General features: G+C 62.2%; 19 protein-coding genes. 6 read left to right on the top strand and 13 right to left on the bottom strand.

The window, feature by feature from the left end:
• Window positions 1-12 precede the first annotated feature (12 nt).
• The 4 genes from zwf to AC3WOG_RS21260 all read right to left on the bottom strand — a co-directional run bounded on the left by zwf (window position 13) and on the right by AC3WOG_RS21260 (window position 7,858).
• Window positions 13-1,638 (bottom strand): glucose-6-phosphate dehydrogenase, encoded by a 1,626-nt coding sequence (gene zwf, locus AC3WOG_RS21275; protein WP_492579941.1) that lies wholly within the window; start codon window positions 1,636-1,638, stop codon window positions 13-15.
• 140 nt (window positions 1,639-1,778) lie between these two features.
• Window positions 1,779-4,544, bottom strand: coding sequence for an MGH1-like glycoside hydrolase domain-containing protein (locus AC3WOG_RS21270; RefSeq protein WP_492579940.1), 2,766 nt, complete (start codon window positions 4,542-4,544; stop codon window positions 1,779-1,781).
• Window positions 4,545-4,595: 51 nt separating this feature from the next.
• Window positions 4,596-6,575: an amylo-alpha-1,6-glucosidase gene (locus tag AC3WOG_RS21265; protein ID WP_492579939.1), complete on the bottom strand. Its 1,980-nt coding sequence runs from the start codon at window positions 6,573-6,575 to the stop codon at window positions 4,596-4,598.
• A gap of 167 nt (window positions 6,576-6,742) precedes the next feature.
• A complete protein-coding gene (locus tag AC3WOG_RS21260; RefSeq protein ID WP_492579938.1) occupies window positions 6,743-7,858 on the bottom strand; it encodes a succinylglutamate desuccinylase/aspartoacylase family protein in 1,116 nt (371 codons plus the stop codon).
• 251 nt (window positions 7,859-8,109) lie between these two features.
• On the opposite strand from AC3WOG_RS21260, the gene AC3WOG_RS21255 reads away from it, so the two are divergent.
• Window positions 8,110-9,030: a LysR substrate-binding domain-containing protein gene (locus AC3WOG_RS21255; RefSeq protein ID WP_492579937.1), complete on the top strand. Its 921-nt coding sequence runs from the start codon at window positions 8,110-8,112 to the stop codon at window positions 9,028-9,030.
• 64 nt (window positions 9,031-9,094) lie between these two features.
• Here the strand turns inward: AC3WOG_RS21255 and lysA are convergent, their stop codons facing one another.
• Window positions 9,095-10,363 carry a diaminopimelate decarboxylase gene (gene lysA / locus AC3WOG_RS21250; RefSeq protein WP_492579936.1) on the bottom strand — a complete coding sequence of 423 codons (1,269 nt, stop codon included), beginning with the start codon at window positions 10,361-10,363 and terminating at the stop codon, window positions 9,095-9,097.
• 85 nt (window positions 10,364-10,448) lie between these two features.
• On the opposite strand from lysA, the gene AC3WOG_RS21245 reads away from it, so the two are divergent.
• Complete coding sequence (locus AC3WOG_RS21245; RefSeq protein ID WP_492579935.1) at window positions 10,449-11,378, top strand: LysR family transcriptional regulator; 930 nt, start codon at window positions 10,449-10,451, stop codon at window positions 11,376-11,378.
• A gap of 109 nt (window positions 11,379-11,487) precedes the next feature.
• On the opposite strand, the gene AC3WOG_RS21240 is transcribed toward AC3WOG_RS21245, so the two are convergent.
• The 8 genes from AC3WOG_RS21240 to AC3WOG_RS21205 all read right to left on the bottom strand — a co-directional run bounded on the left by AC3WOG_RS21240 (window position 11,488) and on the right by AC3WOG_RS21205 (window position 20,219).
• Entirely contained in the window at window positions 11,488-11,904 is a 417-nt protein-coding gene (locus tag AC3WOG_RS21240) for a rubredoxin (RefSeq protein ID WP_492579934.1), read from the bottom strand.
• 370 nt (window positions 11,905-12,274) lie between these two features.
• On the bottom strand, window positions 12,275-13,264 hold the full coding sequence (locus AC3WOG_RS21235; protein WP_492579933.1) for an alpha/beta hydrolase: 990 nt from the start codon (window positions 13,262-13,264) through the stop codon (window positions 12,275-12,277).
• Window positions 13,265-13,424: 160 nt separating this feature from the next.
• Window positions 13,425-14,663, bottom strand: coding sequence for a Rieske 2Fe-2S domain-containing protein (locus tag AC3WOG_RS21230; RefSeq protein ID WP_492579932.1), 1,239 nt, complete (start codon window positions 14,661-14,663; stop codon window positions 13,425-13,427).
• A 191-nt stretch (window positions 14,664-14,854) separates the two neighbouring features.
• Window positions 14,855-16,306, bottom strand: a complete 1,452-nt coding sequence (locus AC3WOG_RS21225; RefSeq protein WP_492579931.1) for a glycosyltransferase family 2 protein — start codon at window positions 16,304-16,306, stop codon at window positions 14,855-14,857.
• A gap of 59 nt (window positions 16,307-16,365) precedes the next feature.
• A complete protein-coding gene (locus AC3WOG_RS21220) occupies window positions 16,366-16,965 on the bottom strand; it encodes a cytochrome b (protein ID WP_492579930.1) in 600 nt (199 codons plus the stop codon).
• A gap of 327 nt (window positions 16,966-17,292) precedes the next feature.
• Window positions 17,293-17,892, bottom strand: a complete 600-nt coding sequence (locus tag AC3WOG_RS21215) for a uracil-DNA glycosylase family protein (protein ID WP_492579929.1) — start codon at window positions 17,890-17,892, stop codon at window positions 17,293-17,295.
• 15 nt (window positions 17,893-17,907) lie between these two features.
• Window positions 17,908-18,450 carry a DUF488 domain-containing protein gene (locus AC3WOG_RS21210; protein WP_492579928.1) on the bottom strand — a complete coding sequence of 181 codons (543 nt, stop codon included), beginning with the start codon at window positions 18,448-18,450 and terminating at the stop codon, window positions 17,908-17,910.
• Between the two features lie 212 nt (window positions 18,451-18,662).
• Window positions 18,663-20,219 (bottom strand): MFS transporter, encoded by a 1,557-nt coding sequence (locus AC3WOG_RS21205; RefSeq protein ID WP_492579927.1) that lies wholly within the window; start codon window positions 20,217-20,219, stop codon window positions 18,663-18,665.
• A gap of 107 nt (window positions 20,220-20,326) precedes the next feature.
• Between AC3WOG_RS21205 and AC3WOG_RS21200 the strand changes: the two genes are divergently transcribed.
• From AC3WOG_RS21200 to AC3WOG_RS21185, 4 genes are all read left to right on the top strand, one after another.
• The gene (locus AC3WOG_RS21200) at window positions 20,327-21,232 is read left to right on the top strand and encodes a LysR family transcriptional regulator (protein ID WP_492582394.1); all 906 of its coding nucleotides are present in this window, start codon (window positions 20,327-20,329) and stop codon (window positions 21,230-21,232) included.
• A 44-nt stretch (window positions 21,233-21,276) separates the two neighbouring features.
• Window positions 21,277-22,341, top strand: coding sequence for a DMT family transporter (locus tag AC3WOG_RS21195; RefSeq protein ID WP_492579926.1), 1,065 nt, complete (start codon window positions 21,277-21,279; stop codon window positions 22,339-22,341).
• Between the two features lie 164 nt (window positions 22,342-22,505).
• The gene (locus AC3WOG_RS21190) at window positions 22,506-22,712 is read left to right on the top strand and encodes a DUF3562 domain-containing protein (RefSeq protein ID WP_492579925.1); all 207 of its coding nucleotides are present in this window, start codon (window positions 22,506-22,508) and stop codon (window positions 22,710-22,712) included.
• Between the two features lie 168 nt (window positions 22,713-22,880).
• Window positions 22,881-23,984, top strand: coding sequence for an NAD(P)/FAD-dependent oxidoreductase (locus AC3WOG_RS21185; protein ID WP_492579924.1), 1,104 nt, complete (start codon window positions 22,881-22,883; stop codon window positions 23,982-23,984).
• Window positions 23,985-23,986: the final 2 nt, after the last annotated feature.

Raw genomic sequence — 23,986 nt, 5'->3', positions numbered from 1 at the left:
CGTCTCATGGAATTACTTCTTCTCGACTGCATTCTTTTGCAAAGGCCGCCATGCATGTCCGTCGCGCGCGAGCAGCGCGTCCGCTTCCGCGGGGCCTTCGCTGCCGGCCGCATACCCGTGCACCGGTATTGCGCCGCCGGTCTTCGGATGCAACACGTCGTCCACCGCGGCCCAACTCGTTTCGATGCTGTCGGCGCGCTGGAATAGCGTCTCGTCGCCAAGCATGCAGTCATACAGCAACGTCTCATAGCCGACGTTAGCTCGCTCGGCAAAGAAGTCGCCATAGTCGAACGACGACTGCACCGCGCCCACCTGCATCACCGGCCCCGGCGTTTTTACGTTGAAGTCGAAACTCGTGCCATGCGCGGGATCGATGCGCAAGGTCAAAACGTTCGGTGTCAGCGCATCGACCGGCGTGTCCCGGAACAGGCGGAACGGCACGGGCTTCAGTTGCACCGCGATCTCCGTGCGGCGTGCGGCGAGCCGCTTGCCCGTACGCAGATAGAAAGGCACCCCCGCCCACCGCCAATTCTCGACGAACACGCGCGCGGCGGCATACGTTTCCGTCGTGCTGTCCGGCCCGACATCCGGTTCCTCGCGATACCCGACGCCTGCCGGACCCTTTTCGTATTGACCGAACACGACGTCGTCGGCGGTCAGCGGCAGAATCGCGTCGAAGATGTCGGCCTTCTTGTCGCGCACGGCTTCGGCATCGAACGAATTGGGCGGCTCCATCGCGACCATGCCGAGCAGCTGGAACAGATGATTCGGCAGCATGTCGCGAAACGCGCCAGTCTGTTCGTAGAACTTGCCGCGCCCTTCAACGCCGATCGTTTCGGCCGCGGTGATCTGCACGCTGTCGATATACTCGCGCCGCCAGACCGGCTCGAACAGCGCATTCGCAAATCTCACCGCAAGAATGCTCTGCACGGTGTCCTTGCCGAGAAAGTGATCGATGCGATACACCTGCGATTCTTGCGCGTACGACAGAATGTGTTCGTTCAGATCGCGCGCCGACTCAAGATCGGTGCCGAACGGCTTCTCGATCACAATGCGGCGGAAACCGCCGCTTGCGCCATCGCCTTCTTTCAGCAAACCCGCTTTGCCGAGATGCTCGACGATCGGTTTGAAAAAGCGCGAGCTGACCGCCAGATAAAAAATCACGTTGCCGCCCGGCAATTGATCGATCTTCTGCTTGAGCTTCGCGAACGTGTCGTCGGTTTCGAATTCACCGGCCATGTATTCGAGCCGTTGCGCAACCCAATCCCACGCTTTGTCGTCGAGCTTGCCGGCGTGGAAGGTGCTGGCTTTGTCGGCGGCGAACTGCTGCAGCGAATTGTGTAAATCGTCGCGCCATGCGCTCGTCTCGCGCTCGCCGTGATTCACGCCGACAATCTGCATGCCGCCGTCGAGCAGGCCATCCACAGCCAGGTTGTACAGCGCGGGCATCAGCAGCCGTTTGGTGAGGTCGCCGCCCGCGCCGAAGATGACGAGCGTGCAAGGCGGCGCAGGCCGCTTGCCGGCCGGCGACGGCGGCGCATCATGCGGGCTCGCGCTGACTTTGCAGCTGGCTTCGGGGTTCGCTCCAGCGCCGGAAGCAGGTTGGGCGGATGGCGAAGCGTTCGGAGTAGTCGACATGGGATTCGCTTAAGGAAGCCAATGAAACGGACGTGGCGATAGGTAAAAGACCACGCTTGAACCCGCACAGTTCAAAACAACCGCTAAACCCGCATAGAACGCGTGCTGTATGGCTTGGGTCACTTCGTATGCCTGTTTAACTACTTCGCCGCCGCGGTTGCCAGCGCAGGCTCAGGCGTGCGTGCCGGTGCGCGAGCCGGTTCCGGTTCGCCGGTCAACGGCACATTGCCCGATCCGGCCATCGCTCTCGGTTGCAGCAGCAGCGCGACCAGGCCGCTCCAGCCGGTTTGATGTGAAGCGCCCACGCCGCGCCCGTTGTCGCCATGGAAATACTCGTGGAACAACACGAGATCGCGCGAACGCGGGTCCGCTTGCAATAGCGGATACGCGCCCATCACCGGCCGCTCGCCGTCCTTGTCCTTGAGAAACAGTGTGGTTGCGCGGCGCGCCAGTTCGTCGGCGATTTCGCACAACGAAAACTTCTGGCCTGAGCCGGTCGGATACTCGACGCGGAAATCGTCGCCGTAGTAGCGATGAAATTCATACAACGATTCGATCAGCAGGTAGTTCACCGGCATCCACACTGGCCCGCGCCAGTTCGAATTGCCGCCGAACACGCGAGAGTCCGACTCGGCCGGCAAATACTTGACGCAGAAACTGTGGCCGTTGAGGTCGAGCTCAAACGGCTTGTCGCGATGGACGCGCGACAGTGCCCGCACACCGTGATCGGAAAGGAATTCGCTTTCGTCGAGTGCTCGGCGCAGCAATGCTTTCATCCGATGCCCACGCAACACTGACAGCAAGAGGCTATTGCCCTTGCCGGGCTCATTCCAGCGCGACACCAGCCTCGCCAGATCGGGCCGATGCTGGAGGAACCAGACGAGCCGCTCACGCAAACCCGGCAAGCCGCCATGCAGACGTTCTTCCAGTACGTGTACGGCAAACAGCGGAATCAGCCCGACAATCGAGCGCACCCGCATCGGTACGTTGCTGCCGTCCGGCAGGCGCAGTTTGTCGTAGAAGAATTCGTCTTCGCTGTCCCACAGACCGGTGTCGCAACCGTCGTCGCAACTGACGGCTTGGGCGATATACAGGAAGTGCTCGAAAAACTTCACACCGATATCGACGAACACATGGTTCGCATACGCCAATTCGAGTGCAATGCGCATCAGGTCGAGCGCGTACGCGGCCATCCACGCCGTGCCGTCGGCCTGATCGATGTGCCCGCCGGTCGGTAGCGGCGACGAGCGATCGAAGATGCCGATGTTGTCGAGACCGAGAAAGCCACCCTGAAAAATATTGCGGTCGTCGGCGTCCTTGCGGTTCACCCACCAGGAGAAATTCAGCAACAGCTTGTGGAACACGAGTTCGAGAAAATCGCGATCCGCCTTGCCGGTCAGCGCGCGGTCGATTTCATAGACGCGCCATGCGGCCCATGCATGCACGGGCGGATTCGCATCGCCGAACGCCCATTCGTACGCGGGCAACTGGCCGTTCGGATGCTGGTAGCGATCCTTCACGAGCAGCAGCAACTGACGCTTCGCAAACGCCGGATCGATCAGCGCGAAAGCGGCTGCATGAAACGCCAGGTCCCACGACGCGTACCACGGGTATTCCCACTTGTCGGGCATCGACACGATGTCCGCGTTGCACAGATGCCGCCACTCTGCGTTGCGGCCGTGCTTGCGGCTCTCGGGCGGCGCGGGTTGCAGCGGATCGCCTTCGAGCCAGCGATGCACATCGAACTGGTAATACTGCTTGGACCACAGCATGCCGGCCAGCGCCTGACGCTGCACGAGGCGCGCATCGGGATCGTCAATCTCATGCTGCAACGCGCCATAGAATTCGTCCGCCTCCGCGATGCGGTGAGCGAATACCGCGTCGGCGTCGAGCAAGACCTCATCCGGACTCGACTCCGGACGCCAGCGCAGGTACACCACGGCGCGGCCATGCGGCGCGAGTTCGAGCGGCGCGTGCGCGGCGGCCTTGGTGCCGGCGTCGTGGCGCACCGCTTGCGCGTCGCCGTGCACGAGGTAATCGTTGAAACCGTCTTTGAACGGGCCCGCGCCGTCCATGTTGAACAGGCGCTTGACGTTGGTGTCGTTCTCGCAGAACAACCACGTCAGTTGCGGCGCATCTTTCGACCACGCAGTCACGACGATCGGCTCATGACCATGCTGACGGCCGACCACATGCATCTCGCCGCTGTGGTCTTCGCACGCAACCAGCGAAGGCTTGTCCTTGTTTTCCTTCCACGACCACGAATTGCGCGCCCAGATCTGCGGCAGCACATCGAGCGATGCCGGCCGGTCCGCGCGATTCTCGATCGTCACGCGCATCAGGATGTCGTCGGGCGCATGTTTCGCGTACTCAACCTGCACGTCGAAATAGCGCGAATCGTCGAACACGCCGGTATCGAGGATTTCGTACTCCGGCATGTCGGCGCCGCGCCGCGCGTTTTCCTGAACCAGATCGTCGTATGGAAAGGCCGCTTGCGGGTACTTGTAGAGCATCCGCATGTACGAATGCGTGGGCGTGCCGTCGACGTAGAAGTACAACTCCTTCACGTCCTCGCCGTGATTGCCCTGCGCATTCGTGAGGCCGAATAACCGTTCCTTGATAATCGGATCGTTGCGGTTCCACAGCGCAAGCGAGACGCACCAGCTGAGCTTGTCGTCGCCGAAACCGGCGATGCCGTCTTCGCCCCAGCGATACGCGCGGCTGCGCGCATGGTCGTGCGGGAAGTGGTCCCATGCGGTGCCGTTCGCACTGTAATCCTCGCGCACCGTTCCCCATTGACGCTCGCTGAGATAGGGCCCCCAGCGTTGCCAGTGGTCACACTCGGCAGAATGCAGGCGTGAACCTTCAGTAGTGGCGAGCAAATTGGCAGCGCGCAGCGGTGGCATGAATACGTCCTTGCGTCGAGCTTGGCGGCGGGACTCATATCGTAGCGCGGTTTACGCGGCGATGGGCTTCATCCGGGCAAGCAGATTTTCAATGCGTAACAGCTCGCCCAGCGACCACGCCTGAAACGGCGCGCCGGCGGGCGTGTGCGGCGCGTCGCCGTCGGCGATTTCGGAGAGGTGGTCGAGACCGGCGTGGTCGAGATGTGCGTACAGCGGGTCGAGAAAGCGCGCTTTGGCTTGCGCGCAGACATCGTGCCCGGTCGCGTGAACCCGCAGCCACGCTTCTATAAACGGGCCTAGTAACCACGGCCAAGCCGTACCTTGATGATAAGCGCCGTCGCGTTCCAACGGCGTGCCGGCATAGTGGCCCCGATAGGCGGGATCGGACGGCGCGAGCGTTCTTAAGCCTAGCGGTGTAAGCAGTTGCGCTTCGACGTGATCGACCACCGCACGCGCCGCCGCGCCGTCGAGTAATGGAAACGGCAGGCCACCCACGGCGAAAATCTGATTCGGCCGGATCGAGCGATCGACAGTGCCTTTTATGTGATCGACGTCAATATTGTCGAAAAGCGCTTGCGTCGACGGATCGATAAAGCGTTCATGAAACGCTTGCAACGCTCGCTCGGCCGGTTGCTGCCACTGCGGATTCCACATTGCTGCAATGCGCAATGCGTTGATCCAGAGGGCTTGTACTTCCACTGGTTTGCCGATGCGTGGCGTGACCACCCAGTCGCCGACCTTTGCGTCCATCCACGTCAGTTGCACGCCGGACACGCCCGCGCTCAGAAGTCCATCGTCAGCGGATGCTTTGATCCCGAAGCGCGTGCCGTTCGTATAGCCCGTGAGGATGGTTTCTATTGCCTGCTGCAAGCACGTGCGCGTGGCGGCGGTGGCGTGATGAGTCGCGAGATAGTCGTGCACAGCGACGACGAACCACAACGACGCATCGACGGAGTTGTATTCCGGTGTGTCGCCATAGTCGGGGAAGCGATTCGGCAGCATGCCTTCAGACAGCGTGCCGGCCCATTCGAGCAGGATCGCTTCGGCGTCGCTATATCGGCCCGATGCAATCAGTAAGCCACGCATGGCGATGAACGTATCGCGGCCCCAATCGGTGAACCACGGAAAGCCGGCGACGATTGTACGGCCTTCGTTACGCGTGACGACATACGCATCGGCGGAGCGCTGGAGGCGGGAGCCTGGCGCGGTGCGGCGTTGTTGTTCGATGGTGGCGAGTTGCGTGGCGTGGGCGATGGCGGGTTCAATGTTTGCAGTCTGAGCCGCAGCCGCAATGGATGCGCTCAGGATCATCACCGCTTCGCCATCGGCGAGATTGAAGCTGAACACGCCGGGCGCCGCGAGATCCTCGCTGAAATCGAGGCCACGCTCGCGCTCGCGGACGTAGCAGAAGTTTCGATACCAGTCGGGTGCATGCGTGTAGGCGCCATTCGTTGCGGCTTGAATGGTCGGCAAGTCGCCGTAGGGTTGCCAACTGACGCGCGCTTGCTCGTCACTCGTTTGCGCGTTGAAGTTGAACGCAGGATTTTCATGGTGCAGCGCATGATAGTCGCGGCCGGAAAGCAACGGCCTGACCTTCAACGTGAACGCGTGCGCGTTAGAGGTTGGTTCGGAACCCTGCGTGCGCCAACGCAAAACCGTTTCGCACGTTGTCTTGCTGACGAACACTTCGGCCGTCAGCAGCGTTTGCGCGTCGAGTTGAAAGCGCCATGTCGGCCACGGCTGAGTGTCGAAGTCCAACAGGCTCGCCGTCACGTCCGGATAGATCACGTCCGGCACATAGCGCTGCATGCTTAGCGGATAGCGCTTGCCGTTGGCTTCGAGCCATGCCTCGACACCGTTGACGAGAACGACGCGCCCGCCCGGGGCACGTGTAGCGGTCAGCAGCAGCGCGTGATAGCGGCGCGTGCGTAACATGCCGGCGGTGCCCGATGCGAAACCGCCGAAGCCGTCTGCTTCGAGCCATTCGTCTTCGAGACGCGTCATGTCGAAGGGTCTGCCGATGCGTGTCATCGATTTACCAAGGTTAAGCAAACCGCAAATCTTTCGGTTGCCTGGACTTCAGGCGTGTGGCGCTATCGTGAACATTCGCCAGCTTATCGCTTTCCGTTGCCTTTCGAGAAACCGACGCGAATTGTTAAGCTGCGGCGCGGACGACTCCGCATCGGTGTCTTCATCGCCTAGGCCCCCAACAAAACCCCAGTCCTAAAAGCCCGCGCACCAGTCACGCGACCCAACGGGGCTCCAGCCGTAACAAACCGAATAGCGCGCCGCATATAAAACACACCTTCGGTTTGACTAGAAACAGTAGTAATCTCATCAGCCAACGGATCGACGATATCAAACAAAGCTTGCCCGACACGAATCGTGTCCCCAATCGTCGCGCGATGAACAAGAATCCCACTAACAGGCGCATAAAACTGCTCACTACCGGCGAGCGGGGTAGCAGGTGCCAGCAGCTTGGGCAAAGGCTTAGCATCAAGCTTGATAGCCTTCCGCCAAACAAGAAAATCGACAATGGCATCAGCATCCTGCCGAGCAACAGAATAAGAAACATCCCGCTGCCCGCGGCATTCAACAGTCACAGCAATCGCCCCATCGGGCACCGGCTTCCCGACGGGCATCTCCTGCTGCAACTGCCACCACGACAAACTATGCGTCTCATCGAACGACTCACCACCCGAGTTAGTGGCAAGCAACGAAGCCTGCGCCCCAAGATACCGAGCCAGAGGTTCGAACTCAGGCCAAGCCGCCTCACTGGTATAGAGATGCATTGCCGCTTCAAGCGAACAATGCAGATCGATAACAACATCGGCATCGAAAGAAAGCTTCAGCAATGCCAATTGAAGTGACTCGAACTCAATCAACGGCTTCTGCTGCGCAAGCTCCTCAGCGATTAACGCCCGAACGATTCGAAGATTCTCCGAAGGATCAGAACTCAAAACCTCCTTAGCCCGCGCGGCCAGCTTCGAAAACTGCAAGAAGTGTCGATTGAAGTTCTTGCCACTGCCAAGATCGAAGCGCCCAAGAAACTGCCCGAGCACGTACTGCCCAAGGCCGACCGGATTAGCCACAGGGACCAAAACGATTTCAGCCGCCAGCGCACCCTGCTTCTCCAATTCAAGCAAACGACGCTTAAGCAAAACAGCCGTCAGCATCGCCGGCGTTTCATCGGCATGCAGCGACGACTGGATATAAATCTTTTGCCCACTATTCGAGGACCCAAAATGAAATGAAACCAGTTCACGGTGCGTGCCGATAGCCGGCGAAAGAAGCGGAATCGATTGCTTGTTCATGAGCGGAAGGTCTGTAGAGAAAGAGGAAGTAAGCGGGAAATCAATTGCCGTACGGATCGAAGTCGAAGTACTTCCACGCAAACTCATCACTGCTGAAAGCCAGTGCGGCGCTCAAGATCATCAGCGGGATTTTCATGGGGGACGGGTGTGAGTTGGGCGGATTGCTACAGGCCATCCTATGCTTCTGCCGCGCCTCAAAGAAGTTCCGAAAGTAATATCATGATCACTTTTACCGATCACAAAGATTCTTCATGGCGTTGACGATCTCCCAGTTGCGCGCGTTCACCGCCGTGGCCGAACACGGCAGCATCCGCGCGGCGTCGCGGGCGCTCGGCATCGCCCAGAGCGGCATCACGCAGCAGTTGCAGAACCTCGAATCGATGCTGGGCGCGACCTTATTCACCCGCACGAACCGCGGGATCGCACTGACCGCGCTCGGCCAGCGCCTGTTACAGCGCGCCGGCGCGATTCTCGGCGAATGCGAGCGGGCCGAACAGGAGGTGCAGCAACTGCGCGGCGACTACGCGGGCGAGGTCACGTTCGGCATGACCACCGAGCCGCTCGTCGATGCCTTCGCGCCGGTGCTGATGGAATTCCGCGCGCGCTTTGAGCGGGTCGCGGTACATCTGCGCACCGGCACCTCGCGGATGATGATTTCGTGGATCCGCGAAGGCACGCTGGATTTCGCCGTCGCGCTGGTGTCGAAACACACCGACACGGCCGATCTGTCGGTCACGCCGCTGTATCCATCCGATCCGGTGATCGTCTGCCGGCGCGGTCATCCGAAAGCTGCTGCGACCTCGCTTGCCGAACTCACCGATTGCACATGGGTGGCCACGCGCTCGCCAAATCTCACCGACGATCCGCAAGTCAACCGCCTGAGCCATCTGTTCGAGAGCCACGGCTTGCCGCCGCCGAAAATCATCGCGACGGTGGAAGGCTTGTTCGAGGCGCTGCATCTGGTCGGCGCGACGGACTGTCTGTCGCTGGAGTCGTCGATCGTCGCGAAGCGCGGGCCGTTTGCGAGCACGCTCACGTCGATCGACGTACGCGAGCGAGCGGTCGAACAGAACGTATGCCTGCTGCAGCGCGCGGCGATTCCCGTCACGCCCGCCGCGCAGGAACTCGCGACGATGATCGCGTCGTACACGCGCACGGTGCGAGCGCGATGAGGCCAGATTCATGCAGTGTGGTGCTGAACGTCGACGACCTGCACGCCGCACTGCCCCATCTCGCTCAATACAGCGTTTCTAGCGCGATCAACTCCTCGATGGTTTGCCTGCGCCGAATCAAACGCGGCTTGCCGTTCTCCAGCAACACTTCAGGCGCCAGCGGCCGGCTGTTGTAGTTCGATGACATCGACGCACCGTACGCCCCCGCATCGTGAAACACGATAAAGTCCCCCACTTCCGGCGTCTGTATGGAGCGGCTCGTGACGACGCCACCCGCGTCCTGCGTGAACACATCGCCCGCTTCGCACAACGGCCCAGCCACCGCGAAAGAGCCAACCGGCGTTTCGCTCGGCATGCCATTGCCTTTCACCACCGTCATCTCATGATGACTGCCGTAAAACGACGGCCTCATCAGATCGTTGAAGCCCGCATCGACCAAGGCGAACTGCCGGTTCGGCCGCCGGTTCAGCGCGTGCACCTCGCCAACCAGCACGCCCGCTTCGGCGACCAGAAAGCGCCCTGGCTCGATCTCCAGTCTCACGCGATGCCCGAGATGCGCTTCGATCTGCCGCCGCGCCGTGTCCCAAAGACGAAAATAATGCTCGGCGTCAATCCGCGGTTCGCCTTCGCTATACGGCACCGACAAACCGCCGCCAGCCGAAATCGCTTCGATATCGTGCCCCAAGCTTTGCACCGCTTCGACCATCGCATCGCACACGCGCGATAGATGCATGTAGTCGACACCGGAGCCGATATGCATGTGCAGCCCGACCAGCTTCAGGCCATAACGCCGCACCATGGCTATCGCCAGCGGCACGTCGTCGAGCCAGATGCCGTGCTTGCTATGCTCGCCGCCCGTGCTGGTCTTGTTGCTGTGTCCGTGGCCGAAACCGGGATTGATCCGCAGCCACACACGGTGACCTTCAGGCGCATGCTGCCCCACGCGTTCAAGCATATCGAGCGACCCGGCGTTGACCGTGATGCGGTGCTCGATCACCGCAGCCAGCGTCGCGTGGTCGACGAGATCCGCCGTAAAAACCACGCCCTCAGGATCGCCATCCGGTGTAAAGCCCGCCGCGAAACTGCGGGTAATTTCGCCCAAAGACACCGCGTCGGCCATCGCCCCTTCGTCTCGCATCAGCTTCAGGATATGCACGTTCGAACACGCCTTCTGCGCATAGCGGATCACGTCGAAGCGGCGCAATTCGGCGATACGCCGGCGAATCACGTCGGCGTCGTAGACCCAAAGAGGCGTGCCGTACTGACGCGCGAGTTCGACAAGTTGTTGTGGATTGAACGTGGTCACGATTTGCGGCTCTCTATCTCGAAGCATGGGTGTGAGCAAGATGATGCCGAGAATCGATCATTCAGTAAAATACCTATTCTTCTAGAATCCATTCATTTCTGATATAGACACCATGGCGCTCACTCATCGACATATCGAAGTTTTCCGCGCGTTGATGACGGCAGGCAGTGTCACTAAAGCAGCCGAGATGCTCTTCACCTCGCAGCCCACGGTAAGCCGCGAACTTGCGCGCATGGAACAGAGCATCGGCTTTGCCTTGTTCGAACGCGTGCATGGTCGATTGCGTCCAACCATGTCCGCACTGACGCTGTTCGACGAAATCAAGCGCGCATATGTCGGGCTCGAAAGGGTGGCGTCCACGGCGGCAAGCCTGCGCGAATTTCAGGGCGGCCAGCTTTCCATCATCGCGTTGCCCGCGTTTTCGCATTCGATCCTGCCCGGCGCATCGAAACGTTTCCACGATGCACAGCCCGGCGTAAGCCTCTCGATCGCGACGCAGGAATCGCCGTTCCTCGAAGAATGGCTGACCGCGCAGCGCTACGACCTCGGCTTGACCGAACACGGCGCGCCGCCCGCCGGAACCCGCCTGACGCCGTTGCTCGAAGTGGACGAAGTCTGCGTGCTGCCCGATGAGCATCCATTGCTCGCAAAGCGCGCGATCGAACTGAAGGATTTCGCGAATCAGCCATTCATCAGCCTGTCGTCGAACGATCCGTACCGGATTCAGATCGACGAGACCTTCACGCAAGCTGGCATCGCGCGCCGCCAGATGATCGAGACGCCCACCGCCGTCTCCGTTTGCAGTTTCGTGCGGCAGGGCCTCGGTGTGGCCATCGTCAATCCGCTTACCGCGCTCGATTTCGCGGGCCGCAATCTGCATATCCGGCCGCTCGCCGTGTCGCTGCCGTTTCGCGTGAGCGTGGTTCATCCGGCGCATCGTCCGCGCCATCCGCTGGCTGGCGCGTTCGTCGAAGCGCTGCAAAGCGAAGCCGACACGCTACGACTACAGTTAAAAACCCACACAAGACGTAGGCAGCAGTAAGGGCGCTGCTCGACGATCAATCCGCGCCACGTTGGCCCATCAACAGGAGTGTCCTAAATGATGAATCGAGACAACCCCGTCTGGCTGATGCCGGGCTTAAAAGCCGGGCTTAAAACTCGACCAACGCAAAATCTTCCTTGCCCACGTCGCACAGTGGGCAGCGCCAGTCGGCCGGGACATCTGCCCAGCGAGTGCCCGGCGCGATACCTTCTTCCGGCAAGCCGGCGGCTTCATCGTAGATCCAGCCGCAGATCACGCAGACCCATTGTTTGAAGTCGTCCGCCGAGGCCGCGCTTTCTTCTGACGCATACGACGCAGCGACCGCTTGCGACGCCGGCGTCTCGTCGAGGCTCACCACCAACGGCGCGGCCGTACCTACGCTACTTTCAGCGACGCGTGCCTGCAGGCTTTCCAGCAGCCGTTGCGCTTCGACCTGCGTCAAATCGATCCAGTACGGATCGCCAGCGCCGTCGTTGAGCCGCTCGGGGGAAAACTGGATTTCTACGGCTACGCCCTTCTTGTACATGGCAAATCGGAATGTCGATGAAGCCGGCGGCGAGCACCGGCATAGGGTTGGATGCTTGAACCGAGGGCTTCGTGGCGGGGGGTCGGTTAGGCGAACTGGTTCAGCACGATGGCTGCGATCAGTCCGGCGGTGCCGATGAGGCCCAGCAATTGCAGAAGAGTGAGGGATTTACGGGATGCAGTGGGGATTTGTTGCGTAGTCACGGGGTGTTCTTAAAGATCGGAAAAAGCGAAATGGTACACGGGTCGAAGGCCGGCGCATCTCGATTGGCGCAAACCCAAGTGTGTTACATGCCATTATCGCTGCTCGATCAGCCTGGATTCCCCTCCAGGTGGAGATGGACTAATTCCCCACCGGGTGGAAAGCCAGCCTACGAAAAAGCCGCCTCGCCGGCATGCTCAGACACCGCCGCTACAATCGCGGCGACGGCCGCAGCATCGAGTGTCAACGCGATATGCGCCACGCCAGGCACGATCGTGACCGGCACCGCACGCCCCGCTTCCTCAAAGACCTCGGCAAATTTCTCGGCGTGAAACGCCTCGTCATCCGCGCCGACCAGCACTTCAACCGGTTGCCGCGTCGCGCGGATATCCGCGCGGTAATCCTCATGCGGACGAAAGTTCTGCATCAGGTTGTACGAGTACTGCGGCGTGAGCTTGGCTGCCGCCTCAGGCGACAGTGCATAGGCCACGGTCGGCAGATGATTGAACAGCGTGACGTGCAGCTTGTTGAGGATCACCAGCACGATCACGCGTGGCAACCCGACATTCACCCACCCGCCGACGGAAGGCGGCGTTGTCGGCGCGTTCTGATGAATGAACGGCGCAAGCAGCACATAGCGGTCGAATGCCATTTGCCGCGCATCCCCCGCAAACCGCAGCGCGAAACCGCCGCCTGCCGAAAAACCGGCCAGCGTGCGCGGGCCGGCCGGCTGAACCGCGTCGAGAAAATCGCTCAGATCGTCTTCAAGCTGGCCGATATACGCGATCATGCCTTTCTTGCCCGATTCGCCATGCCCGCGCATGTCGGGCACGTAGACGTCGTAACCGGCCGCGGCGAGCGCCTTCGCCAAGGTATGCAAGCTCACGCCACTCGCCGACGAGCCGTGAATCAGCACCGCGCTGCCTCGCACCGGCGTTATCCGGCTCGCATAACGCCGGTACGCGAGTTCCGCGTTATCGCGTGCGGTGTGGCGTTCAATTGGAGGTAAATCGGAAGTATCGACCGACTTGAAAGGCTCATTGATCGACGCGAGCGGCGGCGGCTGTTTGGGGCCGCCCTTCACAAGCGCCACCGCCATGATGGCGAGGCCCACCAGGAACACGACAACCGGCATCACTGCATGCAGTTCGGAACTCATCGAATGGACCCCTCAGGCGATTCATTATGATTTTGGATTTCCCGATCGATGAGCCTGCGCTTTATGCGTTTTACCCGTCTTGCTGTAGCCGATGCCGCCGGCTCACCGCTCATCGTCGCCGACGATTGTACGATCCTGCGCGGCGTCAAAAACTCGAGTATCAGGTATTCGACAATGAGTTGCCGTGACGCGAATCCCAGAAGCGGATCACCGTTGCGCCACCCGTGCCGGCGCCCACCACCTGATCGGGCGCGCCGCTCTCCCGCAGCAACGCGCGCAGTTCGTTGATGACCGGAAACACCTCGTGATTCCAATCCGCGCCCTGCGTGTCGTGCGCGCGTTGTTCGGCTTCGACGATGGCGCGGTCTTCCTTGAAGATACGTTCGGTGAACCACACGAGCAGCGGCCACGCGAGATTCAGCACGCCAGGAATACCAGGTTTGCGAATCGACAGCAGGCCGAACGTGCGGTTCGTGCGCTGCTCGCGATCGAGCGGCACGTAGACGATCCACAAATCCATCACCAGCGTCTGATCGGACGTGCGGATCTGCAGCGTCTGATACGGATACTCGGTGCGGATCGTCATCACGTCTTTGTCGTTGTCGCCCCCGGTCTTGCGGCTTTGGCCGAACACGATCGCTTCGCCGATCGGCTGCTGGCCAGCCATGCGCGCAAACGTGTAATCGACTTCGACCCAGCCCTCGCCGCGCCGGCGCCCCACCGAACGCGCGCGCATCTGCCCCATTTGCCGGCGATGCAGGAACTGATGGTTCATGTCCATCAGGTTCTCGTGCATGAACGAATAGTGGCAATTCACCGGACGACCGAAACGGCGCGTCTTGTACTTCTTGTCGGATACGGAGCCGAACGCGGGTAGCGGTCGCTCTTCAGCCAAAGCGGCGTCGCCGGGAAACACGAAAATCAGTCCTTCGACTTCGCGACACGGATAAGAACGCACGCCATTCGGCAGCCGTTCGCGGCCCAGATACGGCACGTCGATGCACGTGCCCGAGCAGTCGTAGGTCCAGCCGTGATAGCCGCAACGGATCGATTCACCGTCCACCACGCCCTGATGCAACGGCACCTGACGATGCGCGCAACGATCTTCGAGCGCGAACACCTTGCCGGACTCCGTACGCGCCAGCACGACCGGCTCACCCGCGAACGTCACACCGTGCGTCTTGCCCCGCTTCACTTCATGCGACCACGCAAGCGGATACCAGTAGTCGGGGTGAATGCCGACGCGGCGCAGATCGCGAACCGGGGCGTCGTTGGCGGCCTGATCTGGCGCATGTGCATTCCCTGCTGCAGGGGCGTCGGTTTGCGCGGCTGCATGTGCAAGCGACGCATCGACCGGCGCGTCGACGATGTCTTGTTCGAGCGGGGGAACAGCATGCATGAGTGGAGCCTCCGTGCACGAGCGGTCAGAAGGTTGCCGCCCTGCAATTCGCAGGCCGACATCGTTGCACAGTCTACTCGAACCCGAAGCGGCATGGTTCCGCCGACCGCACGCCATGCCCCGCTGCGCAGCCCATGGGCGCAATCGCGCCTGTCTGCCACCCCGCGTGCGTCAAATAAGGCTATCCGCCGCTAACTTTCGTCGCGCGCCACGAGGCCGGAGCGACGTTGCACGCCCCACGAACGTCCGCCGCGCAGGAAATGCAGCCAACCGAGCAGTGCGCCGACATGGCGCACCAGCTGGAACGTGAACGGCTCGGCGATCGCCGCGAGGACAGCCATCCGCAAACTCGAGCCGGTGCGCTCACCGGTCCAGCGGCGGTACAGGTGGATGCACCACAGATAAAACGCGAGATCGATCGCGGTCTTCAGGCCGATCACGCTGAAAATCGACACGACGATCGCGCCATGCCCGCCGAACAGAAACCCGAGCAGCAGCGCGAACGCGGTCAGTCCGTAGATGGGCTGCATCGTATCGATCGCCTTGACCGGCAGCATCAGCATGCCGAGCGTGCCGTAGCGCGGATTGCCGGTCATGTCCCGGTTCCAGTACTGCGTCTGCAGGAAGCCCGCGAACCAGCGGCGGCGCTGCCGCAGGAAACTGCTGAGGTTGCCTGGCGCGTCGGTATGCGCATGCGCGTTGCCGACCACGCGCACGTCCCAGTCGAGGCCGTGATCGACCGAATAGCGGCGCAGCCGATGAATCAGCTCGTAGTCTTCCACCAGACATTGCGGATCGAAACCGCCCACGTCGACTAGCGCGTCGCGCTTGAACGACGCGAACGCGCCTGAAATCAGCAGAAGACTGTCGGCACGCATCCATGCAAAGCGGGCGATGAAGTTGCGCATGTACTCGTAGGTCTGAAACCACTGGAACACGCGGCCCGCAACCGACTTGCCGCAGACCGGCACCAGAATGCCCGCCGCCGCGACCAGTTTCGGTTCGCTGGCGAAGGCAGCGCGCATCGCGTAGGTGGCGTCGTCGTCGAGCAGCGTGTCGGCGTCGACGGTCATCACCGTGTCGGTCGTCATGACCGCGATCGCGGCGTTCAGCGCGCGCGCCTTGCCCGCGTGCGGCACGCGCAGCCAGTAGAGATTCGGGTAAAGCGAACTCGGCGCGCTCAGTACGCCTTCGGCTGCGGCAGTGAGTCCGAAGCGTTCGGTGAGCAGTTCGCCGGTGTGATCGGTGGAACCGTCGTCGGCGATCACGATTTGCGCCAGACCGTGCGTCTGACGCAAAAGCGCGGCGAGCGTCACCGGCAACACCGCCGCCTCGTTATGCGATGCAACGATCACGCCCATGCTCGGCAAATCGCGCTGGTCGAAGTCGGGTTCGAGCGGCGGCGTGGGACGCATCAGCGGCAGCGTTTTCAACGTGACGAACGCGAGCAGCAAGGTGTCGTACACCACGTACGCAATGCCGGTCGACCATGCCACCACCCCTTGCAGAAAGAACGCGCGCGCGAACAGCAACAGCCACAACGCGACGACGCTGACATGAATCAGCGTGCTCGACAGCGTAGCGGGACGCGGCAGAATGCGCGGCGATGCGAGAGCAAGCGCCTGTTCCAGAGTTTTCTTCAAAATAACGGCTGAGTCCGTCGAGAGTGCGGTTAAAAGATTGGACGTGCTGGCTGCGGCGCTTACGGCGCCATGCGCTTGAGAACCGACTTGCGATCGATCCATTGGTGTTTCAACGCGCCGCCGATATGCATCGCCAGCAACGCATACAGCGCGTAACCGAGCCACGTATGCAACGCGCCGAAGCGGTCGTGCAAGGTCTCCTTGAGCGCCGGATCGAGACTCATCACATAGCCGACGCGCGGCCACGGAAACAGGTTGAACAGGCGCATGGGATGGGTCGCCGCATCTTTCCAGGCCGAATCGTGCAGCCAGCCGGACAACGGCAACGCGATCATCAGCAGATACAGCAGGAAATGCGCGACGTGCGCGGCAATCTTTTCCCACGACGGAAACTCACGCGGCAACGGCGGCGGCTTGTGCGACACGCGCCACAAGATGCGCATGAGCGCGAGCCCGAGCACCGTGATACCGATCGATTTGTGGGTATCGACCACCGGACGCACCCAGTCGTCGGGCAATGAATCCGCGCTCAGGCCGAGCACGACATTGCCGATCATCAGCAGCGCGATCAGCCAGTGCAGCAGCATCGCCGTGCGGGTGTAACGCAACGGCAGGGGTGTGCCGGTCGAATCGGTAAGGGTGTCGGCGTGGGTGTTCATTGGTGGTTCCGTCGGCAAGAAGGTGTTTCTGCGAAAGCTGTTTGAAATACGGCCATGCCGAAGCATCGTTGATTGCGCCGCCGGCATAAGGCATACGTATTAGTGTGCCGTTTTATTCCGTCAAACGCTTAAATGGATATTTCGGTTTATTTCGCCGGCGCACGGCGCAACAGCCGGGGCGATAGCCCGCCAGCCGCTGACCTGCCGCCGCTGCGGGAACCGGCACACCGCCGAAGCAATCGAGCGCGTAGCGCGCGGCCGGACGCTTATGCGATAGCGAGTCCAAGGACTTGAAGGCGGCAGCGGCGTCAATAGACCCCGGCGGAATTATCCGTTCAACGCCGCGAATACCCGCTCCCGCAGCGTCGGCAACATCTCCGCTTCGAACCACGAATTGCGCTTGAACCACGCGACATTGCGCGGCGATGGATGCGGCAGCGGCATGACGTTCGGGCCATACTCGCGCCAGCGCAGCAGCGTATCGGTTAGCGTCGGCCCGAACCCGTCGCCGAGACCGAAGCGTTGCGCGTATTGACCGATCAGCAACGTGAGCCGTACGTCGCGCAACTGCGCCAGCAAGGTCCGATGCCAATGCGCGGCACACTCGGGCCGCGGTGGTAAATCCCCGCTTGCGCCTTTGCCCGGATAGCAGAAACCCATCGGCACGATCGCGAATTTCGACTGGTCGTAGAAAGTCTCATCTGAGACATCGAGCCAGTTGCGCAGGCGCGCACCGCTCGCATCGCTCCATGGAATTCCAGAGGCATGAACGCGCGCGCCGGGCGCCTGGCCAATGATCAGAATGCGCGAATCCGCGGACGCCACAACGACCGGCCGCGGCGCATGTGGCAGCATCGGCGCGCAGATCGTACAGGCGCGGATCTCGCGCAGCAGCGTATTCAGTGAAGCGAGTTTTCTGGCGTTCATGCCATGGCGCAGAGATCAGGACTCGGTTTCCGGTGGATAGATCAAGGTGCCGCCGGGTTGCGCTTGCGCGCCCGGCGTCATCGTTGCGAGGTTGGTGTGGTGCGTATCCATGATGTGCAACACGGTCTCGCCGCGCAGCAGCAAATAGTCGGCGATGATACGCCGGTGGCAACGCCACCATACCGCTTCCGAACACATGATCGCGCAACGGCGGCGGTGGCCGAGGTCGAGCAGGCGTGCGAGGCCTTCCTGAAATGCGGCCGTCGTCGCGTAGTCGGCATAGTTGCGAAACGCGGGATGCGTCCAGTAACCGTTCGGCGACGGCGCATCGCCTTTGTGATGGCTGCGGCGGCCACCCAGTTCGCTCAGGTGAAGGTAGTCGATATGCGCCGGCGCGAGCGAGCCCGGCAGCGTATCGCGATTGAATTGCGGATTGGTGCGCGAGCGAGGAATGCTGCGCACGTCCACCAGTGTGTCGATCTCCGATGCTTCAAGCAAATCGATGAACTCGCGCAGTGGACGCGTGGAATGACCGATCGTGAAAAACGGACGCGTCATCGTAGGTCCACCCGGGCGTTGGCGGCGATGCTGTACGTTTACGCCGTACACGGTACCTGGTCAACCACAGCGCCGCCGTCGAGCGCTTTATCGCGCCACCGCTGGCGCTTCAACCGACACATGCCGCGGGCGGATCACGCCGTCGAGTAGCCGGCCGCGTTCACAGCTTTATCAGCGCAGTCGTCGCTGGTTTCAGCCAGCGCCTGCGGCGGCTAGGCGTCGTCGCAGGCGGGCGCGATCGGCGCCGAATGCGTGTCGCGAGCAACGGCGTCCGCGCCGAGATAACGCAGCGTCGCCAGCGCGGCGAGCACTGTAATGGCAGCCAGCCCGTATGTCAGCAAGCGGAAGGCTTCCGAATACTGCTGCTCGAGCAGCGCGAGCGGCATGCCTGGCAGCAGCGCCGCCGCACCGTGCAGGTCGCCGGTTGCAAGCCGCTCGGCCGCGCGTGAGACGGTGCCGGCGGCAGTCGCCGTGCTGCTTGCCGGCGCAAGCCGGCGCGCCGTGATGCCGGCCAGCGCCGCGCTGACCATCGCCAGCGCCAGCCCTTCCCCGGCGACGCGCGTCGTGCTGAAAATGCCGGTCGCCATACCGGCGCGCGCCTTCGGCACCACGCTGACCGACAAGCCATCCATCAAGCCCCAAGGCAGCCCCGCGCCGATACCGATCAGCACCATCGGCGGCAAAATCGCTGCCGGCACGGCGCCAGCCGGTATGCCGCCGAGCCACAGCAGACCCGCGGCAGCCACCAGCAAGCCGACGCCCGAAATCCATCCCGCCGACGCGTGACGGCTCAGGCGCACCGCCAACATCGGCATCACCAGCATCGGTGCCGATAGCGCGATCATCATCAGACCCGCCACGAGCGGCGCATGTCCTTCGATACCGACGAAGCGGAGCGGCAGCAGCACCAGCAACACGACAAAGCAATAGCAGGTCGCAATCGGCAGCAATTGCACGCCGATAAAGCGCGGGTAACGGAACAGCGAAAGGTCGAGAATCGGCCGCGCGGCGCGCCGTTCGATCACGATGAACAAGGCCAGCGCGACCGCCGCCGCCACCAATAACGCCCAGATCGCCGGATGCCGCCAGCCGATTTCCGGCGCTTCAAGAATCGCGACGGTAAAGAGCGCCAGCATCGCCGTAAAGCTGATGATGCCCGGCCAGTCCACGCCGGCCGCAGCCGGATCGCGCGTTTCGCGCATCCGCGGCGCAGCGAGCCACAGCGACACGGCGCCGAGCAGCGCCGTCGACACGAACACGGCGCGCCAGCCGAAGACTTCGAGCAAGCCGCCGGCCAACACGGGCCCGAACGCCAGGCCCACGCCGAAGGTCGTGCCGAGCAGGCTGAACGCGTGCGTGCGCGCGTGACCGTCGAATTCCTGCGCCAGCGCCGCCGAGCCGCCCGCCAGCGCGGCAGCCGCCGCCACGCCTTGCGCCGCGCGCAGCAGATCGAGCCAGACGATGCCCGGCGCGAGCGCGAGCAAGGTCGAAATCATCGCAAACGCCGCGACGCCCGCCATGAACACGCGGCGCCGCCCGAAACGGTCCGCGAGCGTGCCCGCGGCCATCAGGCAACTGCCGAACGCGAGCATGAAGGCGTTGGTGATCCAGTTGAGCGCGACCGGCCCGCCGCCGAGGATGCGGCCGATCGCCGGCGTGGCGATCGCGCCCGCCGAGAAACTGAGCGGCAGGATCACCGCGGCGAGGCAGACAGCGGCCAGCACGGCGGAGCCGCTCGAAGGACGTTGCATAACGGTACTGACAGACATGGCGCTTCCTGAGAAGGAGATCTGCCAGAGCTTAATTGCGGAGTTCAACACGATAAATACTGATAAAGTCGCCACACTCCGGACTTCAATTCTCGAATCGACCCATGGTGGAAAACCTGACCGGCATCGTCGCGTTCGTGCAAACCGTGGAGGCGTCGAGTTTCGTCGGCGCGTCGCAGCGGCTTGGCTTGTCGCCTTCGGCGGTGGGCAAAAGCGTCGCACGGCTCGAACAGCACCTCGGCGTGCGGCTGTTGCAGCGAAGCACGCGGCGCGTCAGCCTGACCGGCGACGGCGAGCGCTTCTATGAGCGCTGCCGGCAGATTCTCGACGCGCTCGGCGAAGCCGAGTCGATGATGCTGCAAGCCAACGCCGCGCCGCGCGGACGGCTGCGCGTGAGTCTGCCAACCATCGGCTATCGCTTCCTGCTGCCGATCCTGCCCGAGTTCGCAGAACGCTATCCCGAGGTCGATCTCGAACTGGATTTCAACGACCGCATCGTCGACGTGATCGAAGGCGGTTTCGACGCCGCCATCCGCAGCGGCGATCTGCCCGATTCGCAATTGATGGCCAAACGGCTCGGGCCGTTCCACTTCGTGCTGTGCGCATCGCCCGCCTATCTGCAACAGCACGGCGTGCCGCTCACGCCGGCCGATCTGGCGAAGCATGCATGTTTGCGCTTTCGCTTTCCGACCTCGGGCAAGCTGCAACACTGGGCGTTTCGCGGACTGCCCGAGGATGCGGCCGCGCGCTTTCCGACCGCGCTGACCTGCAACAACATGGAGGCGCTGCGCGCGGCGGCGCAATTGAGCCTGGGCATTGCGTACATGCCGGACTTTCTGGCGCGCGACGCCATCCGCGCAGGCACGCTGCGCACCGTTCTCGAAGACCATCTGGCGCACACGGGACAGTTTTCGGTGCTATGGCCGTCGAGCCGGCAGTTGTCGCCGAAACTTCGGGCCTTCGTGGATTTTCTGTCGGAGCGGTTATTTCCCGAAGCGTCGGCGGGCGGATAGCGCTATCGTGTCGGCAGCGCTCGCTTCAACCGGATTTCCAATTCATGTCTACCCGCTTTAACGCAGCTTTCACCGCTTTGCTCGCCGCCGCGCTGTTCGGCGCAACCACGCCGCTCGCCAAGGCGCTGCTCGGTTCGTTGTCGCCGTTTTTGCTCGCCGGCCTGTTCTACCTCGGCAGCGGCACCGGCCTTGCCGTCGTGATCCTGATGCGCCGGCTGCAAAGCCATGTCCGCGGCCAGCAAGTCAGCCACGACCGCTTCCCTTTACGCGAAGTCCCATGGCTCGCCGGCGCGATCGCGGCTGGCGGCGTCGCCGGTCCGGCGCTGTTGATGCTCGGTTTGCAAACGACGCCCGCGGCCACCGGTTCGCTGCTGCTGAATCTCGAAGGTGTATTCACCGCGCTGATCGCATGGGTCGTGTTTCGCGAGAACGTCGACGTGCAGGTGTTCCTCGGCATGGTCGCGATCGTCGCAGGCGGGGTCGTATTGTCGTGGCAGCCTGGCGCCATCGGCCTGCCGCCCGGCACCCTGCTGCTGGCTGCCGCGTGTGCCTGCTGGGCCATCGACAACAATCTCACGCGCAAGGTGTCGGCTAACGATGCAATGTTCATTGCGTGCGTCAAAGGACTCGTGGCCGGTTCGGTGAATGTCGCGCTCGCGCTCACCCTCGGCGCCGCGTGGCCGAAAGCCGCAACCCTCGCGCTTGCAATGCTGACGGGTTTCGCCGGCTACGGCGTGAGCCTCGTGCTATTCGTCGTAGCATTGCGCAATCTCGGCACCGCGCGCACCGGCGCTTATTTCTCGGTCGCGCCGCTATTCGGCGTGACCTTGTCGTGGGTACTGTGGCCCGACATGCCACCGCTCATGTTCTGGGTCGCGGCTGCGTTGATGACGCTGGGCGTCTGGCTGCACATCCGCGAACGTCATGAACATCCGCACACTCATGACGCGCTGGACCACACGCATCGTCATCGCCACGACGCGCATCATCAGCACGAACATGATTTCGCGTGGGACGGCAACGAGCCGCACACCCACCCGCATCGCCATGCACCAATGACGCACGCTCACGCGCATTTCCCAGATATTCATCATCGACATACACATTGATTTCTCGCATGACGGCGTGTCGCAGGAATGCGCGGCACCGCAAGACAAAAATCTCTGTGGGACAGTTCACGCGATAGACCGATTCAATTGGCATCAACGCGCATCACGGCCTCTAATGAAACTCCTGTTGTCCGCGGTTCATCCTGCCTACTCCGGAGAGATCCATGTCCCACCAGCCCGAGCCCAATGTCGACGAAGTGGTGAAAAACATCGCGGAAGAAACCGATACGCCCGCCGAAACAGTTTCGAAGATGTACGCCGATACCTTGGCCGACTATCGAATCGACGCGCGCGTCTTCGACTACGTGCCGCTCTTCGCAGCGAAGAAAGTCCGCGACCAGCTGCGGAATTCGTCGAATCGAAAACATTGATACATTGGCGCGCGGAGACCACCGCCTGCTTTACGCCTTGCTTTACGCCGTTTCGCACGAGGCACTAGCCTCGCTGGTTTGCGCGCGCTAATTCGCACGAACGCGCACCGACTTAATTTTCACGCTGCTAGACTCTGAACCCAACGCACCGATTTGGGGGGAGCAGTTATGCGGGTGACAATCGTAGGCGCGGGCATTGCGGGCTTGAGCACGGCATGGGCGCTCGCGAAGTTGGGACATGACGTGACGCTGATCGAGCAAGGCTCGATTCCCAATCCGCTGGCCGCATCGGGCGACCAGCACCGGATGATCCGCCGCGCATACGGCGACGCCGACGGCTACGCACACACCATCGCTGAAGCGTTCGATAGTTGGGATCTGCTGTGGAACGACCTGGGCGTTTCGCACTATGCGAACTGCGGCGTGCTCGGCATTTCGCAATATGCGGGCGACGGTGCCGAACTGTTCCGCGCCGGCCTCGACCGGATGGAATTCGAATACGAGCGGCTCGACGCACGCGAAGCGGCCGAACGTTATCCGTTTCTCGACCCCGCTACCTTTCGCTACGCTTACCTCGACCATGACGGCGGCGCGCTCTTCAGCGAACGCATAGCACGCGATGTCAAAGCGTGGCTCAAGATGAGCGGCGCCGAGATTCGCATGCATGCAAAAGCGCTCGCCGTCGATCCGGCTACGGCGTCAGTGCGACTCGAAGACGGCAGCACCGTTCGCGGCGACAAGCTCGTGATCACCGCGGGGGCCTGGACCTTGCAATTGTTCCCCGCCCTCGCTGAAAAGCTGATGACTTATCGCAACGCGGTCGCCTATATGGAGCCGCCCGCGGACTTGCAGGACGCGTGGTCGAACGCGCCGGCGATTGTCGATATCGGCGGCGATAGCGCCGGCTACGTGCTGCCGCCGATCGACGGCGTCGGTCTGAAGTTCGGCGCGGGCGTGCACAAGACACTTGCCGCCGACCCCGACGCCAATCGCGTTGCCGCGCCCGGCGAAGGCGACAGGTTGCGCCGGCTATTCTCGCCGCCGTTCGGCCGCATCGACGAATATACGGTTACCGAAGTAAAGACTTGCGCGTACACGTTCACCGCCGATAGCCGCTTCTTTTCGCAGCGTATCGGCAATACGCTGGTTGTTTCGGCATGCTCGGGCCATGGCTATAAATTCGGCGCGGCGGTCGGGCAGCGTATCGCGCAAGCGCTGCATACGGACGACGACGCCATGCTCGCGCGCTGGCTCAGAGCAGAAATGGCATAGCG

The organism is Paraburkholderia sp. FW306-02-B, assembly GCF_058782725.1.
Note: the sequence above shows the minus strand (reverse complement) of the source record. Positions and strands in the feature narration are given on the sequence as shown.

What these genes read in the sequence shown, in the direction of transcription:
- zwf (WP_492579941.1), bottom strand. Translation starts at nt 1,638, where the DNA reads ATGTCGACTACTCCGAACGCTTCGCCATCCGCCCAACCTGCTTCCGGC.
- AC3WOG_RS21270 (WP_492579940.1), bottom strand. Translation starts at nt 4,544, where the DNA reads ATGCCACCGCTGCGCGCTGCCAATTTGCTCGCCACTACTGAAGGTTCA.
- AC3WOG_RS21265 (WP_492579939.1), bottom strand. Translation starts at nt 6,575, where the DNA reads ATGACACGCATCGGCAGACCCTTCGACATGACGCGTCTCGAAGACGAA.
- AC3WOG_RS21260 (WP_492579938.1), bottom strand. Translation starts at nt 7,858, where the DNA reads ATGAACAAGCAATCGATTCCGCTTCTTTCGCCGGCTATCGGCACGCAC.
- AC3WOG_RS21255 (WP_492579937.1), top strand. Translation starts at nt 8,110, where the DNA reads ATGGCGTTGACGATCTCCCAGTTGCGCGCGTTCACCGCCGTGGCCGAA.
- lysA (WP_492579936.1), bottom strand. Translation starts at nt 10,363, where the DNA reads ATGCTTCGAGATAGAGAGCCGCAAATCGTGACCACGTTCAATCCACAA.
- AC3WOG_RS21245 (WP_492579935.1), top strand. Translation starts at nt 10,449, where the DNA reads ATGGCGCTCACTCATCGACATATCGAAGTTTTCCGCGCGTTGATGACG.
- AC3WOG_RS21240 (WP_492579934.1), bottom strand. Translation starts at nt 11,904, where the DNA reads ATGTACAAGAAGGGCGTAGCCGTAGAAATCCAGTTTTCCCCCGAGCGG.
- AC3WOG_RS21235 (WP_492579933.1), bottom strand. Translation starts at nt 13,264, where the DNA reads ATGAGTTCCGAACTGCATGCAGTGATGCCGGTTGTCGTGTTCCTGGTG.
- AC3WOG_RS21230 (WP_492579932.1), bottom strand. Translation starts at nt 14,663, where the DNA reads ATGCATGCTGTTCCCCCGCTCGAACAAGACATCGTCGACGCGCCGGTC.
- AC3WOG_RS21220 (WP_492579930.1), bottom strand. Translation starts at nt 16,965, where the DNA reads ATGAACACCCACGCCGACACCCTTACCGATTCGACCGGCACACCCCTG.
- AC3WOG_RS21215 (WP_492579929.1), bottom strand. Translation starts at nt 17,892, where the DNA reads ATGAACGCCAGAAAACTCGCTTCACTGAATACGCTGCTGCGCGAGATC.
- AC3WOG_RS21210 (WP_492579928.1), bottom strand. Translation starts at nt 18,450, where the DNA reads ATGACGCGTCCGTTTTTCACGATCGGTCATTCCACGCGTCCACTGCGC.
- AC3WOG_RS21205 (WP_492579927.1), bottom strand. Translation starts at nt 20,219, where the DNA reads ATGTCTGTCAGTACCGTTATGCAACGTCCTTCGAGCGGCTCCGCCGTG.
- AC3WOG_RS21195 (WP_492579926.1), top strand. Translation starts at nt 21,277, where the DNA reads ATGTCTACCCGCTTTAACGCAGCTTTCACCGCTTTGCTCGCCGCCGCG.
- AC3WOG_RS21190 (WP_492579925.1), top strand. Translation starts at nt 22,506, where the DNA reads ATGTCCCACCAGCCCGAGCCCAATGTCGACGAAGTGGTGAAAAACATC.
- AC3WOG_RS21185 (WP_492579924.1), top strand. Translation starts at nt 22,881, where the DNA reads ATGCGGGTGACAATCGTAGGCGCGGGCATTGCGGGCTTGAGCACGGCA.